The 14721-nt window shown below is 64.7% G+C and carries 12 protein-coding genes; 6 read left to right on the top strand and 6 right to left on the bottom strand.

The annotated features are described in order from the left end of the window. Complete coding sequence (locus FXB38_RS03835; protein WP_148749438.1) at positions 1-1476, bottom strand: FAD-binding oxidoreductase; 1476 nt, start codon at positions 1474-1476, stop codon at positions 1-3. Positions 1477-2441: 965 nt separating this feature from the next. Beyond that, positions 2442-3638, bottom strand: a complete 1197-nt coding sequence (locus FXB38_RS03845; protein ID WP_148749440.1) for a patatin-like phospholipase family protein — start codon at positions 3636-3638, stop codon at positions 2442-2444. A gap of 219 nt (positions 3639-3857) precedes the next feature. Here FXB38_RS03845 and FXB38_RS03850 point away from each other — a divergent pair, with 219 nt between their 5' ends. The 3 genes from FXB38_RS03850 to FXB38_RS03860 all read left to right on the top strand — a co-directional run bounded on the left by FXB38_RS03850 (position 3858) and on the right by FXB38_RS03860 (position 7196). Further along, the gene (locus FXB38_RS03850; RefSeq protein WP_148749441.1) at positions 3858-4640 is read left to right on the top strand and encodes an acetoacetate decarboxylase; all 783 of its coding nucleotides are present in this window, start codon (positions 3858-3860) and stop codon (positions 4638-4640) included. A 110-nt stretch (positions 4641-4750) separates the two neighbouring features. Continuing rightward, positions 4751-5770, top strand: a complete 1020-nt coding sequence (locus FXB38_RS03855) for a transporter (RefSeq protein WP_148749442.1) — start codon at positions 4751-4753, stop codon at positions 5768-5770. Positions 5771-5792: 22 nt separating this feature from the next. Then, positions 5793-7196, top strand: coding sequence for a carbohydrate porin (locus FXB38_RS03860; RefSeq protein ID WP_187434643.1), 1404 nt, complete (start codon positions 5793-5795; stop codon positions 7194-7196). On the opposite strand, the gene FXB38_RS03865 is transcribed toward FXB38_RS03860, so the two are convergent. The 3 genes from FXB38_RS03865 to FXB38_RS03875 form a co-directional block, all read right to left on the bottom strand. Further along, positions 7193-8488 carry an MFS transporter gene (locus FXB38_RS03865; RefSeq protein WP_148749443.1) on the bottom strand — a complete coding sequence of 432 codons (1296 nt, stop codon included), beginning with the start codon at positions 8486-8488 and terminating at the stop codon, positions 7193-7195. The two genes, FXB38_RS03860 and FXB38_RS03865, sit on opposite strands and share 4 nt — an antisense overlap. A gap of 114 nt (positions 8489-8602) precedes the next feature. Then, positions 8603-9799, bottom strand: a complete 1197-nt coding sequence (locus FXB38_RS03870; protein ID WP_148749444.1) for an acetyl-CoA C-acyltransferase — start codon at positions 9797-9799, stop codon at positions 8603-8605. 129 nt (positions 9800-9928) lie between these two features. Further along, the gene (locus FXB38_RS03875; RefSeq protein ID WP_187434644.1) at positions 9929-10699 is read right to left on the bottom strand and encodes an enoyl-CoA hydratase; all 771 of its coding nucleotides are present in this window, start codon (positions 10697-10699) and stop codon (positions 9929-9931) included. A gap of 158 nt (positions 10700-10857) precedes the next feature. Here FXB38_RS03875 and FXB38_RS03880 point away from each other — a divergent pair, with 158 nt between their 5' ends. Together FXB38_RS03880 and FXB38_RS03885 are read left to right on the top strand one after the other, a co-directional pair. Beyond that, the gene (locus tag FXB38_RS03880; RefSeq protein ID WP_148749481.1) at positions 10858-11397 is read left to right on the top strand and encodes a PaaI family thioesterase; all 540 of its coding nucleotides are present in this window, start codon (positions 10858-10860) and stop codon (positions 11395-11397) included. Positions 11398-11456: 59 nt separating this feature from the next. Next, positions 11457-12077, top strand: a complete 621-nt coding sequence (locus tag FXB38_RS03885; protein ID WP_148749446.1) for a TetR/AcrR family transcriptional regulator — start codon at positions 11457-11459, stop codon at positions 12075-12077. Between the two features lie 115 nt (positions 12078-12192). Here the strand turns inward: FXB38_RS03885 and FXB38_RS03890 are convergent, their stop codons facing one another. After that, on the bottom strand, positions 12193-13101 hold the full coding sequence (locus tag FXB38_RS03890) for a LysR family transcriptional regulator (RefSeq protein WP_148749447.1): 909 nt from the start codon (positions 13099-13101) through the stop codon (positions 12193-12195). Positions 13102-13199: 98 nt separating this feature from the next. On the opposite strand from FXB38_RS03890, the gene FXB38_RS03895 reads away from it, so the two are divergent. Beyond that, positions 13200-14696 carry a CoA-acylating methylmalonate-semialdehyde dehydrogenase gene (locus FXB38_RS03895; protein ID WP_148749448.1) on the top strand — a complete coding sequence of 499 codons (1497 nt, stop codon included), beginning with the start codon at positions 13200-13202 and terminating at the stop codon, positions 14694-14696. The last annotated feature ends 25 nt before the right edge of the window (positions 14697-14721 follow it).

Raw genomic sequence — 14721 nt, forward strand, 5'->3', positions numbered from 1 at the left:
TCACAGCCGCAGCACCTTCCCCGGATTCATGATGTTCTGCGGGTCGAGCGCGCGCTTGATGGTGCGCATGATGTCGAGCTCGGTCTTGGAGCGGTAGTGGCTGAGCTCGTCGAGCTTTTCGATGCCGATGCCGTGCTCGGCCGAGATCGAGCCGCCCATGGAGGTGATGAGATCGTTCACGGCCCGTGTGATCGCGGCGGTGTATTGGTTCAGGGCCTGCTGATCCATACCCTTCGGCCCCATGAACGAAAAATGCAGATTGCCGTCACCGATGTGGCCCAGCGGATAGGGGCGAATGGACGGGAGAATATCGAGCGCGGCCTTGAGCCCCTTGTCGATGAACTCCGGAATTTTGGAGATCGCCACCGACACGTCGTAGCTGAGCCCCGGACCCTCGGCGCGTGAGGCCTCGGCCATGGCCTCCCGGATGCGCCACATGTTGCGCGATTGACCGACGGTCTGCGCGATCGCCGCGTCGAGCACGCGACCGGCCTCGAGCTGGTCGGCGAGAAACTGCTCCAGCTTCTCGGACATGCCATCGGCCCCGTCCTGCCGCGGGCGCGAGGACGACCATTCAAGCAGCAGGTACCACGGCGTATCCGCCTTGAGTGGATCCTGGACGCCGGGGATGTGGCGCATCACAAGGTCGACGGCCGCACGGCTCAGCAGCTCGCAGGACCCGACATTGTCCTCGGAGGCCGCATGCGCGTCGGACAGGATCTCCAGCGCCGCGCGCGGATCGCGGACAGCCAGCCACGCCGTGGCGACGTCCTTCGGCGCCGGCCATAGCTTGAGGACGGCCTTGGTGATGATGCCGAGCGTCCCCTCGGCGCCCATGAAGAGGTGCTTGAGGTCGTAGCCGGTGTTGTCCTTCTTCAGCGCACGCAATCCGTTCCAGACCTCGCCGTTCGGCAGGACGACCTCGAGCCCGAGCGCGAGGTTGCGCGCGTTGCCGTAGCGCAGCACCTGCACACCGCCGGCATTGGTCGAGAGATTGCCGCCGATCATGCAGGAACCCTGGGCGCCAAGGCTCAACGGCAGGAACCTGTCGTGCTCGGCCGCGGTCTCCTGAAGCGTCTGCAAAACGCAGCCGGCCTCGACCGTCATCGCATAGCCGACGGGATCGACGTCCAGCACGCGGTTCATGCGGCCCAGCGACAGCACGATGCCGGTGTGTGCAGGCCAGGGCGTGGCGGCGCCCATCAGCCCGGTGTTGCCACCCTGCGGCACGATCGCGACGCCGTGCTCATGGCAAAGCCGGACCACTTTCGAGACTTCCTCGGTGCTGCCAGGACGTATGACGGCCCCGGCGCCACCAGCCAGCAGCCCCCGCCAGTCTGTCACGAACGGCTGCTTGCCGTGCTCGTCTTCGATAATGCCCTTCGCGCCCACGATCGCGCGCAACGCGTCGCGTAGCTGGGCGGTCAAAGGCGCGGTCGGAATGGCGGGTACGGGCGACGGGAAGGCAGTCGGCATTTTGTTTCCCCTGGCGCATCTTGGTGTGCACTGCGCGCGCGAAGCGCTTGGACCGCATTGTCCACGTTTGGGCCGCGAAGTCTATCGGCAACACTTGAACGATTTCAGCAAGGCGGTTGTCACATGCCCGCGCCCGTCAGGCAAAAACACCCTGTCAATCCCTCCGTGCAAAAACATTCTTGTTTACCGAAATTCGGTTATAGCGCATATTGCGTCCATCCCGCCCGCCACAAGGGGCGTTTCGCGATCGTCACGAGACGCGGGCAGGGAGGCGGTGGCCGCGACTGCGTCGGCGCGCATTCCAGGCTGCAGGGCGGGGCTCCTTCAGGGGTGTTCCGTGAGCAGCATGAGCGCGGCACGACACGGCGCTGACAGCGTCTTCGTCCGGCCCGGATGGCGAGCGCACGCCAGCCATCGGGGCGAGGGGCGGAGATGTGTGCGGACGGCAAAATCGTGTGGTCCTGGCGCCCGGAGCCTGTGCGTCAAGTCTTGTGGTGATGTGCGCTGTCCAACCGGGCTCGCAGATCAGTCATCCGCAAGGTGACGGGGGCAATAGTGCATCGCTCCCCGGGGAGAGCGCGACATAAGCCGTAAAGCCATTCGCGCAGGGAAGGCCGGGCGTTCCGGCGTCACCTGTTGTCCACCCCGTGCGCGTTTTTCCGCACACGGGACGCGGGTGCCAGCCGGCGCCCGGCCTTCCCTGTGCCCTTTCCATCAGAAGGGCGCGAAGATGAGAGCAAAGCTCGGGCGAAATGAGCCGCGAGGATGCGAAGGTGTGTCTGCAAGCGAAAATGCGAATTGGGTGAGCGCAACGATGCGTCATACTCCGTCATTGCGAGCGCAGCGAAGCAATCCAGACTGTCTCCGAGGAAAGACTCTGGATTGCTTCGCTGCGCTCGCAATGACGATGGGAGGCAGCTCTCGTTCCACGCTCGATCAGGCTCGCAATGACGAGGAGAATAGGACTACGACGCGCTCTCCGTCTCCCGGTGCACGTCGTGCACCACGAGCCCCATGCCTTCGTCTGGCATCTTGATCCAGTCGCGGCGCTTCAGGGTGCGCTTGGTGTCCTCGTACCCGCTCGTCCAGTGCTCGCGCATCGAGGTGCCAGAGAATTCGTGGTCCTTGGCGTCGCCTTCATAGGCCTTCTGCTGGTAGATCAAATGCAGGATCGCGATCTCCGGCATGTTGCGCAGGCTCGTCTTGAGGCTGCGATCCTCGTCGGACAATTGCTCGTCCGGAATCTTCGCGAGCGCCTTGTAGAGCAGCACCTTGAGATTATGCGTGCGGCGGTAGACGTCGGTGTTGTGGCGGGTGCGCGAGGAATACATGATGTCCTTGTGGCGGGCCATCACGTCCTGGATCGAGCGCGGCAGCACGCCGCGCGCGCTGAACAGGTCGACCTGGAACACCAGCGAATTGATCGCGTCCTCCTGGTCGAGCAGATGCTGCAGCGGCGTGTTGGAGACGATGCCGCCGTCCCAGAAATGATCGGTGCCGATCCGCACCATCGGCAGCGCCGGAGGCAGCGCGCCGGACGCCATGATGTGCTCCGGCTCGATCTCGTCATGGGCGTTGTCAAAATAGATGAAGTTGCCCGAGAGCACGTTGACCGCGCCGACCGCGAAGCGGATCTTCTTCTCGTTGATGAGGTCGAAGTCGACGAGCTCCAGCAAGGTCGCCTTGAGTGCCGCCGTGTCATAATAGCTCGTCGCGGTTCTGGCGCCGACGGCGCTGAACCAGGGATTGACCTGGTGCGGGGTGAAGAAGCCCGGCTGGCCCATCGCGGACGTCATCCAGGAGCTGTAGAGGTTGCGCCACTGGCGGAAAATGTCGCCGTCGGGCGTGTAGTGCCAGATCTTGCGATTGGTGATGCGCTCCCAGAACACGCGCAGCGCATCGAGCCGCTTCTCCGGCCTGTTGCCGGCGATGATCGCCGAGTTGATCGCGCCGATCGAAACGCCGGTGACCCAGTCGGGCTCGATGCCGGCCTCGTGCAGCGCCTGGTAGACGCCGGCCTGGTAGGCGCCGAGCGCGCCGCCGCCTTGCAGGACCAGCGCGACGCGGTCGCAGCGCTCCGGCCGCCAGCCCCGTGCGGGCGGCTGGCGGGTCTGATGTGTCTGTTGCGACGTCTGTGTCGCCTGCGACGTCCGGGCGTCCATGATGATGCCTCCTGCCTTGATTGGACGATTGCGGCCGGTGGTGACGGCGTGATGACAAAGCCGGCCGATGCATCCTTTGCATGCAGGTCAGTTGGGGCGGGAATGGCAGGAGGTCGTGCGGCTGACGGAAATCGTCACACCGCAGTCAATGACGGCGGCTAGCAATTTGGGTAAAGTCGGAACTTGCCGGACATCACAGCATCACCAGAGGAGACAGCGATGCGCAGGGAAGATTTGCTGAGGCTTCCGTCCATGCCGGCCGCCGGGCCGAGCTATCCGGCCGGGCCGTACCGCTTCGTCAACCGCGAATTCCTCGTCATCACCTACGAGACCGATCCGGACCTGATCCGTGCCGGCCTGCCTGAGCCGCTGGAGCCGATCGACCAGCCGATCGTGCACTACGAATGGATCAAGATGCCGGACTCCTCCGGCTTCGGCAGCTACACCGAGTCCGGCCTCGTAATTCCAGCGCGGCTGCACGGCGAGGAGGTCAACTTCGTCTCGCAGATGTATCTCGACGATGATCCGCCGATCGCGGCCGGCCGCGAGATCTGGGGCTTTCCCAAGAAGTACGCCCATCCCAAACTCGAGATCGTCAAGGACACGCTGACGGGCACGCTTGAATATGCCGGCCAGCTCGTCGCCATGGGCACGATGGGCTACAAGCACGAGAGCATGGCCGGCAACGGCGATCTCACCCGCGCCACGCTGTCGAAGACGCAGATCAATCTGAAGATGATCCCGGGCGTCGACGGAAATCTCGAGGTCTGTCAGCTCGTCGCCATTAACCTGATCGACATCGTGCCGAAGGGCTCCTGGATGGGTCCCGGCCGGCTGCATTTGGTGCCGCACGTCAACGCCCCGGTCGCGGATTTTCCGGTCCGCCGCTGTATCGGCGCGCATCACTATATCGCCGACCTGACGCTGCCGTTCGGCCGCGTGGTGCACGATTACATCAAGGAAGCGGAGACTGAGGCTGCGACGGGGTTGGCGGCGGAGTAGGACGGCGCGCCATCATCAAACTGTAACACTGGCGTAATTGACTGCACCGGAGGACCCGGAGGAGGCCAGTAACGGCCCCCGGGCATGGGCTGCAATGATTTGGGGTCAGCATGGCTGAGCCGGCAAAGCTTGTCAGCGCGACATCGGATGTCGCGCCTGTCACTCCTGGACTGGTGTGGGCATTTCGTTTGCATGGTGACGGCAGCGCCGAGGCGCTGCCGATCGACCAGCCGATCGAGTTCAGCCATGATGGCCGGCTCTGGCTGCATTTCAATTTGACAGATGGTCGCGTGCGGCCGTGGATCGCGACATCAACGTTGCCGCCCCTGGCGCGCGACCTGTTGCTGTCGAGCGACACGTTCCAGCAGCTTCACGTCATCGACCATTGCGTCTACGGCGTGTTCTCCGATCTCGTCCGCGACATCGATGCTGCTACGGAAGAGACCGCGTTCCTGCGCTTCGCCATGACCGAGCATCTCTTGGTCTCGGGCCGCCATCAGGCGCTGTGCTCGGCGGATGCGATGCGGCGCGTCCTCGAAGGCGGTTATCGCGTCGACAATGTCGCCCATCTTCTGGAGAAGATTGTCGACGAGGTCGCCGATACGCTCGACAGGATGGCCGACAAGCTCGGCCAGGAGATCGACGGCATCGAGGAACGCATTCTCGCCGACGACGCCAAGCCGGAGATGCGCCGCACGCTCGGAAGGTTGCGCCGGACCTGCGTGCGGCTGCACCGCCAGCTCACCGGCCTGCGCGTGCTGTTCCATCGGCTCGACCAGAAGAACACCGATCATCTGTCGCCGGGCCTGCGCATCCAGGCCGGCAAGCTCGCCCAGCGGCTCGACGGTCTCGACCACGACATCGTCGAGCTCCGGGAGCGCAGCCGCCTGCTCGAGGAGGAGCTGCGCTTCAAGAACGAGGAGGAGAGCAACAAGCACCTCCACACGCTCTCGATCGTGACGACGCTGCTGCTGCCGCCGACGCTGATCACCGGCATCTTCGGCATGAACACCAAGGGCTTGCCGCTCACCGACGTGGACGAGGGCTTCCTCTGGGCGGCGGCGCTGATGGTGAGCTCGATCGGCCTTGCCTACCTGTTCATGCGGCGCACCGGCATCTTCAAAAAGTAGCGCATGCAAGCCGGTGTCAGCCGTGAGTGGGATTGCCCAGACATTTGCGTTGCGACGTTCGGTCGTGATCGCGGCGATGTTGCTCGCGAGCACCGGCGCGTTCGCCGGCGCCAAGGATGAGAGCGCTGCCGACTGGCTGTTCCCAAGATGGTTCAACGAGTGGCATGACGGTCTCGCCAACAAGGGGCTCAATTTCGGCGCGACCTACATTGCCGACAACATCGGCAATGTCTCGGGCGGCGTCTCGCGCGGCGCCATCCATTTCGGCCGGCTCGATCTCTCGGTCGATGCCGATCTCGACAAGCTTGTCGGCTGGACCGGCGGCCGCATCTTTGCCAATGGCTACATCATCTACGGCCGCGGGCTCAGCCGGAATTACATCCATAATCTCGCTACCATCAGCGAGATCGAGGCACTGCCCGACCAGCGGCTCTACAACGCCTATTTCGAGCAAAGCTTCTTCAACGACCGGCTGAACATCAGGGCCGGCCAGCAGGCGGCCGACGTCGAGTTCTTCGACAGCCAGACCGATGACCTCTTCATCAACGGCACCTTTGGCTGGCCCGCGATCAAGGCGTCAAACCTCCCGGCCGGAGGCCCGGCGCCGCCGATCGCGGTGCCCGGTATTCGCGTCAAGGTTCAGGTCGCGGACAACGTCACCGTCTTCGGTGCTGTGTTCAACGGCAATCCAGCCGCGCCCGGCGGCGGAGATCCGCAGACGCGCGACAATCATGGTCTGGCGTTTCGCGTCAATGATCCGCCCTGGCTGATCGGGCAGGTCCACTTCGACTATCATGTCGACATCGGCGGAAGCACGCTTGCCGGCAATGTCACACCCGGAGGCTGGTATCATTTCGGCGATTTCGACAGTCAGCGCTTCACGGCGGACGGCTTCTCGCTCGCAGACCCTACCGGATCCGGCATTCCGGCGAAGCTTCGCGGCAATTACGGAATCTATGCGGTCGTCGAGCAGGCCCTGTGGCGGCCGCCGGGGACAGAAACCGAAAAGACCGTGTCGGCCTCGATCCCCGGCGTCACCGCCTTCGGCCGCGTCGCCTACAGCCCGCCCGACCGCAATCTGATCGATCTCTATCTCGACGGCGGCGTCGGCTTTGTCGGCTTTACGCCCGGCCGTCCGCTCGACCGGTTCGGGGTCGGGGTGGCCTATATGCGGATTTCGGGCGCAGCACGAAGCCTCGACGTCGATACGCAGTTTTTCGACGGCATCCGGAGCCCGGTGCGCAGCAGCGAGGCCTTGCTCGAAATCATCTACGAGGCGCACATCAGGCCGGGCTGGCTGATCGCGCCTTACTTCCAATATGTATTCAGACCGTCGGGCGGCATCCCCAACCCGAACGATCCGACCGGCGCGTCGCGGATCGGTGACGCCGCTGTATTCGGCGTCACCACCACGATCAAGTACTAGGCCATCGCGGGTTTTGCTTGCGGCTTCGGCTGCCGCGACAGTGCCAGCACGATCAGCGAGGCGAACACGCAGAGCGCGCCGGCCACGAAGAAGGCGGGCAGGTAGCTTTGCAGCAGCGTCCGCGACAGGCCCGCGCCGAAGGCGGCGGTGCCGGCGCCGAGCTGATGGCCGGCAAAGATCCAGCCGAACACCAGATTGGCGCGTTCGGGCCCGAATTTCTGCGCGGTCAGCCGCACCGTCGGCGGCACGGTCGCGATCCAGTCGAGGCCGTAGAACATCGCGAAGATCGACAGGCCATAGAACGAGAAATCGCTGAACGGCAGGAAGATCAGTGAGAGCCCGCGCAGGCCGTAGTACCAGAACAGCAGGAAGCGGTTGTCATAGCGGTCCGACAGCCAGCCCGACATGATGGTGCCGAAGAAATCGAAAATGCCCATCGCCGCCAGCAGGCTCGCCGCCTGCACCTGCGGGATGCCGAAGTCGAGACACATCGGAATCAGATGCACTTGCACGAGGCCGTTGGTCGAGGCGCCGCAGACGAAGAACGTTGCAAACAGGATCCAGAACGCGCTCGACTTCGAGGCGTCGCGTAGCGTGCCGAGCGCAACACCCGTGATCGAGCCGTGGTTCACTGGTGGTGCGGGCAGCGGCTCGGTGCCTTCGTCGCCGAAGGGGCGCAGGCCCAGATCGGTCGGGCGATCGCGCATCACGAGCAGCACTGCCAGTGCAGAAACGCCGAGCATGATGCAGACGAAGCCGAGCGCAAGGCGCCAGCCGAAGCGTTCGGTGAGGCTTGCGAGCAGCGGCAGGAACACGAGCTGGCCGGTGGCGACGCTCGCGGTCAGGATACCGACGACCAGGCCGCGCCGCGCGGCAAACCAGCGCGTGGAGATGGTGGCGCCCAGCACCAGCGCGGTCATGCCGGTGCCGATGCCGATGACAACGCCCCAGAGCGCCACGAGCTGCCAGATCTCTGTCATGCCGAGCGAGAGCACGAGCGCCGAGACGACGATGAGCTGGGCGGTCAGCGTGACGTTACGCAGGCCGTAGCGGTTGAGCAGGGCGGCCGCGAACGGCGCCATCAGCCCGAACAGGATGAAGCGGATCGAGAGCGCGGAGGAGATCTCTGCAGTGCTCCAGCCGAACTCCTTCTGAAGCGGAACGATGAACACGCCGGGCGCGCCGACCGTGCCGGCGCTGATCAGCGCGGCGAAGAAGGTTACGCCGACCATCACCCAGCCGTAGTGGATGTTGCGACGGCCGAGTGCGGCCGAAAGCCAGTTCGAGATCATTGCCCCTCAATCCAGGTTGGCGGGTTTCGGGCGACCCGCGTCATTGTTGTAATCTGGCACGGAAACGGGAGGTCTGAAATGACAGACTTCCCTCAATTCAGGACGTCGCGGCCGCTAGTGCGCGAGACGTTCCACCGCGATCGCAGTGGCCTCGCCGCCGCCGATGCAGAGTGCCGCAACGCCGCGCTTGAGGTTGTTGGCCTCGAGCGCATGCAGCAGCGTCACGATCAGCCGTGCGCCGGTGGCGCCGATCGGATGGCCGAGCGCACAGGCGCCGCCATTGATGTTGAGCTTTTCGCGGGGAATGCCGAGATCGCGCTGCGCTGCCATCGCGACCACTGCGAACGCTTCGTTGATCTCAAAGAGATCGACATCGCCTGCGCTCCAGCCGACCTTCTCGAGCAGCTTGCGGATCGCCGGGATCGGCGCGGTGGTGAACCATTGCGGCTCCTGGCTGTGGGTGGCATGCCCCTTGATCACGGCGAGTGCGGGCAGGCCGTTACGATCGGCGAGCGAGCGCTTCGTCAGCACCAGTGCGGCGGCGCCATCGGCATTGGCGGAGGAGGCCGCGGGCGTGATCGTGCCGTTGGCACGGAACGCCGGCTTCAATCCGGGAATCTTCGCCGGATCGACCTTCAGTGGGTGCTCGTCATTGGCAATCACGCGCGGTCCGGCCTTCTCGGTTAGCGTGATCGGTGCGATCTCCGCCTTGAAGGCACCACCCTCGACCGCCTTGCGCGCGCGACTCAGCGTCTCCATCGCATAAGCGTCCTGGTCCTTGCGGGTGAATTGATAGGCCTCGGCCGTCGCCTCGCCGAAATCGCCCATGGAGCGGCCGGTCTCGTAGGCGTCCTCCAGGCCGTCCATCATCATGTGGTCGATGATGCGGTCGTGGCCGGCGCGATAGCCGCCGCGCGCCTTCGCCAGAAGATACGGCGCGTTGCTCATGCTCTCCATGCCGCCGGAGACGACGATCTCGGCCGAGCCGGCGCGGATGATGTCGTGCGCCAGCATGGTCGCCTTCATGCCCGAACCGCAGACTTTGTTGACCGTGGTCGCCCCGGTCGCGTCGGGGAGGCCCGCGCCACGTGCGGCCTGGCGCGCCGGTGCCTGGCCCTGGCCGGCCGGCAGCACGCAGCCCATGAACACCTCATCCACTTTCTCAGGCGCAAGCTTGGCGCGTTCCAGCGCCGCATCGATGACGTGCGATCCGAGCTTGTGCGCGGCAAGCGGCGACAACTCGCCCATGAAGCGGCCGAGCGGGGTGCGGGCGGCGGAGACGATGACGACGGGATCGGCGGCTTCGGCCATGACGAGACTCCCTGGCGATGGCGACTGAGATTATGGTCATCATATGATGCGGCGCAAAAAATGCAACCGCGCGAGCATGAGAAATTGTCGTGGATTGGATGAGAATTGGTCGTTCGAACGGAGGAGTCGCTACCGCTTCCGGTTCACAAACGCCCGCATCAGCCGCGTGGGCTCGTCCGTCAGAAACGACTCGCCGAACACCTTGACGCTCAAATTCACCGACTCCGTCAATGGCAGCTCCTCCCATTGCCGCAGCAGCGCCTTCTGCGAACGCAGCGCCTCGGGGCCGCATTCGAGCAGCGCGTTCACGAGATGCTCGATCTCGGCATCCAGTCCGCCGGCCGGCGCGATTCTGTCGATCAGGCCCCAGGCCAGCGCCGTCGGCGCGTCGATATTCTCCGCGGTCATCACCAGCCAGCGCGCGCGGGCCCAGCCGATCAGGCGCGGCAGCAGCGCGGCGTGGATCACCGATGGAATTCCGACGCGCACCTCCGGCATGCCGAAATGCGCATCATGCGCGGCGATGCGGAAATCGCAGGCCGCGGCGACTTCGAGCCCGCCGCCGAGGCACCAGCCGGGCAGGCGCGCGATCACGGGGGCCGGGAAGTGGCGTACCGCTTCGCAGAGATCGCGCAGGCGGCTGATGAACGCTTCGGCCGATGTCTGGTCGAGCTTGGCCATCTCCTTGATGTCGGCGCCGCCGATCATGCTCTTCTCGCTCTGGCCGCGTAGCACCATGATTCGGATGCTGCGGTCGCTGGCAAGCTTTTGCAGGCCTTCGCGCACTGCATCGGTCACGGGCGATCCCAGAATATTCAGCGGGCCGGCATTGCAGATCGCGACATGGACGACGCCACGGGCATCGCGCGTCACGCCGCAGTGGTTGTTGAGCATTTCCATCGTGGGATCTCTGAGTTTCGTGGATGCGCGCGGGCGCACCGGTCGGTCGGGTTCACTTCCGGGCCGAAATGCATTGCTTGTCAAGCGGGGATGGGCGGTGGAGTTGCCAGCGCGAAGTCCGCAGCATAGTATGATATTTATCATACAAAGGGATGGACATGACCAAACCCGCTCAACTCGACCTGTTTTCGCCAGCGCAGCGGCGCGAGCGCGTGGTGGATTGGCAGGTGCCGGCGCCGGTTGCGAAAGCGGCCATGGGCCTTTCCGGCATCGACGCCATGCGCGGCATCCGCGACGGCTGGCTGCCGCCCCCACCCTTCGCCAAGCTGATCGGTTTCGTCATGGCCGTGGTCGAGCCGGGCCGGATCGTGATGGAACTGGAGCCGCGCGAGGATCTCGAAAATACCATCGGCCTCCTGCACGGGGCGACCGCCGCCGCGCTCCTCGACACCGCCATGGGCTGCGCGATTTCCACGCGGCTGGAGGCCGGGCAGTCGTCGGTGACGCTCGACCTGAAAATGACCTTTCTGCGTCCGCTCTCGGTCCGGTCGGGGCTGATCTCGGCCGAAGGCAAGATCATCAAGCTGGGGCGCCAGAGCAGCTACACCGAAGGCTTCGTGCGCGACGGCAAAGGCGCCCTCGCAGTCCATGCAACTGCAACCTTTTCCATGATCGGCAACAATTTTACCGGGAATTAATGCGCCGCCGGACCGATATTCGTGTTATGAGATGACCTCCGACATCCAATGAGAGCCGCATGCGCTATTCCCGGGAACACAAGCAGGAAACCCACGACCGCATCGTGAAGAAGGCGTCCGTGCGGCTGCGCGAAAAGGGCGCCCACGGCATCGGCGTCGCCGACCTCATGAAGGAGGCGGGCCTCACCCATGGCGGCTTCTACGCGCATTTCGATTCGCGCGAGGCGCTGGTGATCGAGGCCTTCGGCTACGCCATGGACCGCGCAATGGAGCACTGGCGCAAGCAGTCCGACCAGGTCGCGCCCGAAAAGCAGCTTGCCCAGATCGTTGAGACCTATCTCTCCACATTGCACCGCGACAATCCCGGCCACGGCTGCTCGATCCCCGCGCTCGGCGCCGAGATCGCCCGCGAGAGCCCGAAGACGCGAAAAGCCTTTGCCGGCAAGCTCGATGAGATGGTCGAGATGATCACCGATTTCATCCCCAATTTGCCGCGCAAGGCCGCGCGCAAGCAGGCGATCGCGACGCTGGCCACGATGGCCGGTACCATGCTGCTGGCGCGGATCGCCGGCTCCAGCGAGCTGTCGGACGAGGTGCTGAGGGCCGGGAAGGACAGCGCGCTTGAGGGTGCGCGGCGCGAGCCGAAGCTGACGGCGGCGAAGAAGGCGAAGCAGAACTAGGCGAGATGCTGTAGGGTGGGCAAAGGCGCTCTTGCGCCGTGCCCACCATCTCTCCGCGTTCGCGTTTGGCAATGGTGGGCACGCTTCGCTTTGCCGCACCCTACGGGAGCCGCGTCTACCGCCCCGCAAACAACGCCCGCTCGCGCTCCACGATCTCGCCGATGTAATCCGCCACCGCCCTGATCCGCGCGAGATCCTTGCTGTCGGCGTGCATCAGCATCCAGAACGTGCGCGTGATCGAAACCTCCTCCGGCAGCACCGCGACAAGCTGCGGATAGTCGCTCGCCATGAAATGCGGCAGCACCGCGATGCCGAAGCCTGATAGCGTGGCGTTGAGCTGCGCGATCAGATTGGCGCTGCGGAAGCGCGCCGAGATGCGCGGCGACACCTGCGGCAGATAATCGAGCTCGGGCGTGAACAGCAGCTCCTCGATGTAGCCGACGAAGCGGTGCTGCGGCAGCACCTCGCGCGAGGCGATCTTCGGGAAACGGTCGAGATAGGCCGGCGAGGCATAGAGCCCGAGGCGGTAATCGAGCAGCTTGCGGCCGACGATGCGGCCTTCCTTCGGCATGGTCAGGCTGATCGCGATATCGGCCTCGCGCTTGGAGAGACTGAACAGCCGCGCGGTGGCTACAAGTTGCAGATCGAGATCAGGATAGCGGTCGGCGAAGGGCGCCAGCCGCGGTGCCAGGAAGGCGGTGCCGAACCCGTCAGGCGCGCCGATCCGCACCGTCCCGGTCAGTCGTGCCACGGAGCCGCCGACCTGCTCCTGGTTGGCGACGATGGTGGATTCCATCGCCTCGGCGCTGTCGGCGACGCGCTGGCCGGCCTCGGTGAGGAGGTAGCCGGTCTTGCGCCGGTCGAACAGCTTGGCTGAGAGGTGCTTTTCCAGCCGGTCCACACGGCGGATCACCGTGGCATGGTCGACGCCGAGCTGTTTTGCCGCAGCCGACACCGAGCCGCCCCGCACGATGGCCAGCACGAAGCGGAAGTCGTCCCAGTCGATGTGACCTTGATCCAGCATTTTCGCACATCTATGGTGCATTATCTCAGACTTGAATCCTATAAAATGCAGGTCGATAGGATTTGTCAAAGCGGATCAGGCCTGAAGGAGTTCATTCCATGCGCGCAGTCGGACATTTCATCGGTGGCAAGGAGGTCAAGGGCACCTCGGGCCGCACCGCCGACGTTTTCGAGCCGATGACCGGTGATGTCCAGGCCAAGGTCGCGCTGGCGTCCAAGGCCGAAGTCCGCGCCGCGGTCGAGAACGCGCGCGCAGCACAGCCCGAGTGGGCCGCGACCAACCCGCAGCGGCGCGCCCGCGTCATGACGAAATTCGTCGAGCTGGTGCAGCGCGACTACGACAAGCTCGCCGAGTTGCTCGCGCGCGAGCACGGCAAGACCGTGCCCGACGCCAAGGGCGACATCCAGCGCGGCCTTGAAGTCGCCGAGTTCGCCTGCGGCATCCCTCATCTGATGAAGGGCGAGTACACTGAAGGCGCCGGCCCCGGCATCGACATCTATTCGCTGCGCCAGCCGCTCGGCGTCGTCGCCGGCATCACGCCGTTCAACTTCCCAGCGATGATCCCGATGTGGAAATTCGCGCCCGCGATCGCCTGCGGCAACGCGTTCATCCTCAAGCCGTCCGAGCGCGATCCCGGCGTGCCGATGATGCTTGCCGAGCTGATGATCGAGGCGGGCCTGCCGGCCGGCATCCTCAACGTCGTCAACGGCGACAAGGAAGCGGTCGACGCCATCCTCGACGATCCCGATATCAAGGCCGTCGGCTTCGTCGGCTCCACGCCGATCGCGCAGTATATCTATGAGCGCGCCGCCCAGACCGGCAAGCGTTGCCAATGCTTCGGCGGTGCCAAGAACCACGCCGTCATCATGCCGGATGCCGACATGGATCAGGCCGTCGACGCTCTGATCGGCGCGGGTTACGGCTCGGCCGGCGAGCGCTGCATGGCGGTTTCGGTCGCCGTGCCCGTCGGCAAGACCACCGCGGACCGCCTCATGGAAAAGCTGATCCCGCGCGTCGAGTCCTTGAAGATCGGCACCTCGATCGATCCGTCCGCCGATTACGGTCCGCTGGTCACGCGCGAGGCGGTCGAGAAGGTCAAGAGCTACATCGATATCGGCATCAAGGAAGGCGCGACGCTCGCCGTCGACGGCCGCGGCTTCAAGATGCAGGGCTACGAGAAGGGCTTCTATCTCGGCGGTTCGCTGTTCGACAACGTCACCAAGGACATGCGGATCTACAAGGAAGAGATCTTTGGCCCCGTGCTCTCGGTCGTGCGCGCGCACGACTACAAGGAAGCGCTGGCGCTGCCGTCCGACCATGACTACGGCAACGGCGTCGCCATCTTCACCCGCGACGGTGACGCCGCGCGCGACTTCGCGGCCAAGGTCAATGTCGGCATGGTCGGCATCAACGTGCCGATCCCGGTGCCGATCGCCTATTACACCTTCGGCGGCTGGAAGAAGTCGGGCTTCGGCGATCTCAACCAGCACGGTCCGGACTCGATCCGCTTCTACACCAAGACCAAGACGGTGACCTCGCGCTGGCCGTCCGGCGTCAAGGAAGGTGCGGAGTTCTCGATCCCGCTGATGAAGTAATCTCCTCGGCCGTCATTGCGAGGAG

The organism is Bradyrhizobium cytisi (assembly GCF_008123515.1).
Taxonomy (GTDB): domain Bacteria; phylum Pseudomonadota; class Alphaproteobacteria; order Rhizobiales; family Xanthobacteraceae; genus Bradyrhizobium; species Bradyrhizobium cytisi.

Bases quoted from the DNA above. Each gene is read 5' to 3' on its own strand.
- FXB38_RS03845 (WP_148749440.1), bottom strand. From the start codon at position 3,638: ATGGACGCCCGGACGTCGCAGGCGACACAGACGTCGCAACAGACACAT.
- FXB38_RS03880 (WP_148749481.1), top strand. From the start codon at position 10,858: ATGACCAAACCCGCTCAACTCGACCTGTTTTCGCCAGCGCAGCGGCGC.
- FXB38_RS03885 (WP_148749446.1), top strand. From the start codon at position 11,457: ATGCGCTATTCCCGGGAACACAAGCAGGAAACCCACGACCGCATCGTG.
- FXB38_RS03895 (WP_148749448.1), top strand. From the start codon at position 13,200: ATGCGCGCAGTCGGACATTTCATCGGTGGCAAGGAGGTCAAGGGCACC.
- FXB38_RS03855 (WP_148749442.1), top strand. From the start codon at position 4,751: ATGGCTGAGCCGGCAAAGCTTGTCAGCGCGACATCGGATGTCGCGCCT.
- FXB38_RS03875 (WP_187434644.1), bottom strand. From the start codon at position 10,699: ATGGAAATGCTCAACAACCACTGCGGCGTGACGCGCGATGCCCGTGGC.
- FXB38_RS03890 (WP_148749447.1), bottom strand. From the start codon at position 13,101: ATGCTGGATCAAGGTCACATCGACTGGGACGACTTCCGCTTCGTGCTG.
- FXB38_RS03850 (WP_148749441.1), top strand. From the start codon at position 3,858: ATGCGCAGGGAAGATTTGCTGAGGCTTCCGTCCATGCCGGCCGCCGGG.
- FXB38_RS03870 (WP_148749444.1), bottom strand. From the start codon at position 9,799: ATGGCCGAAGCCGCCGATCCCGTCGTCATCGTCTCCGCCGCCCGCACC.
- FXB38_RS03835 (WP_148749438.1), bottom strand. From the start codon at position 1,476: ATGCCGACTGCCTTCCCGTCGCCCGTACCCGCCATTCCGACCGCGCCT.
- FXB38_RS03865 (WP_148749443.1), bottom strand. From the start codon at position 8,488: ATGATCTCGAACTGGCTTTCGGCCGCACTCGGCCGTCGCAACATCCAC.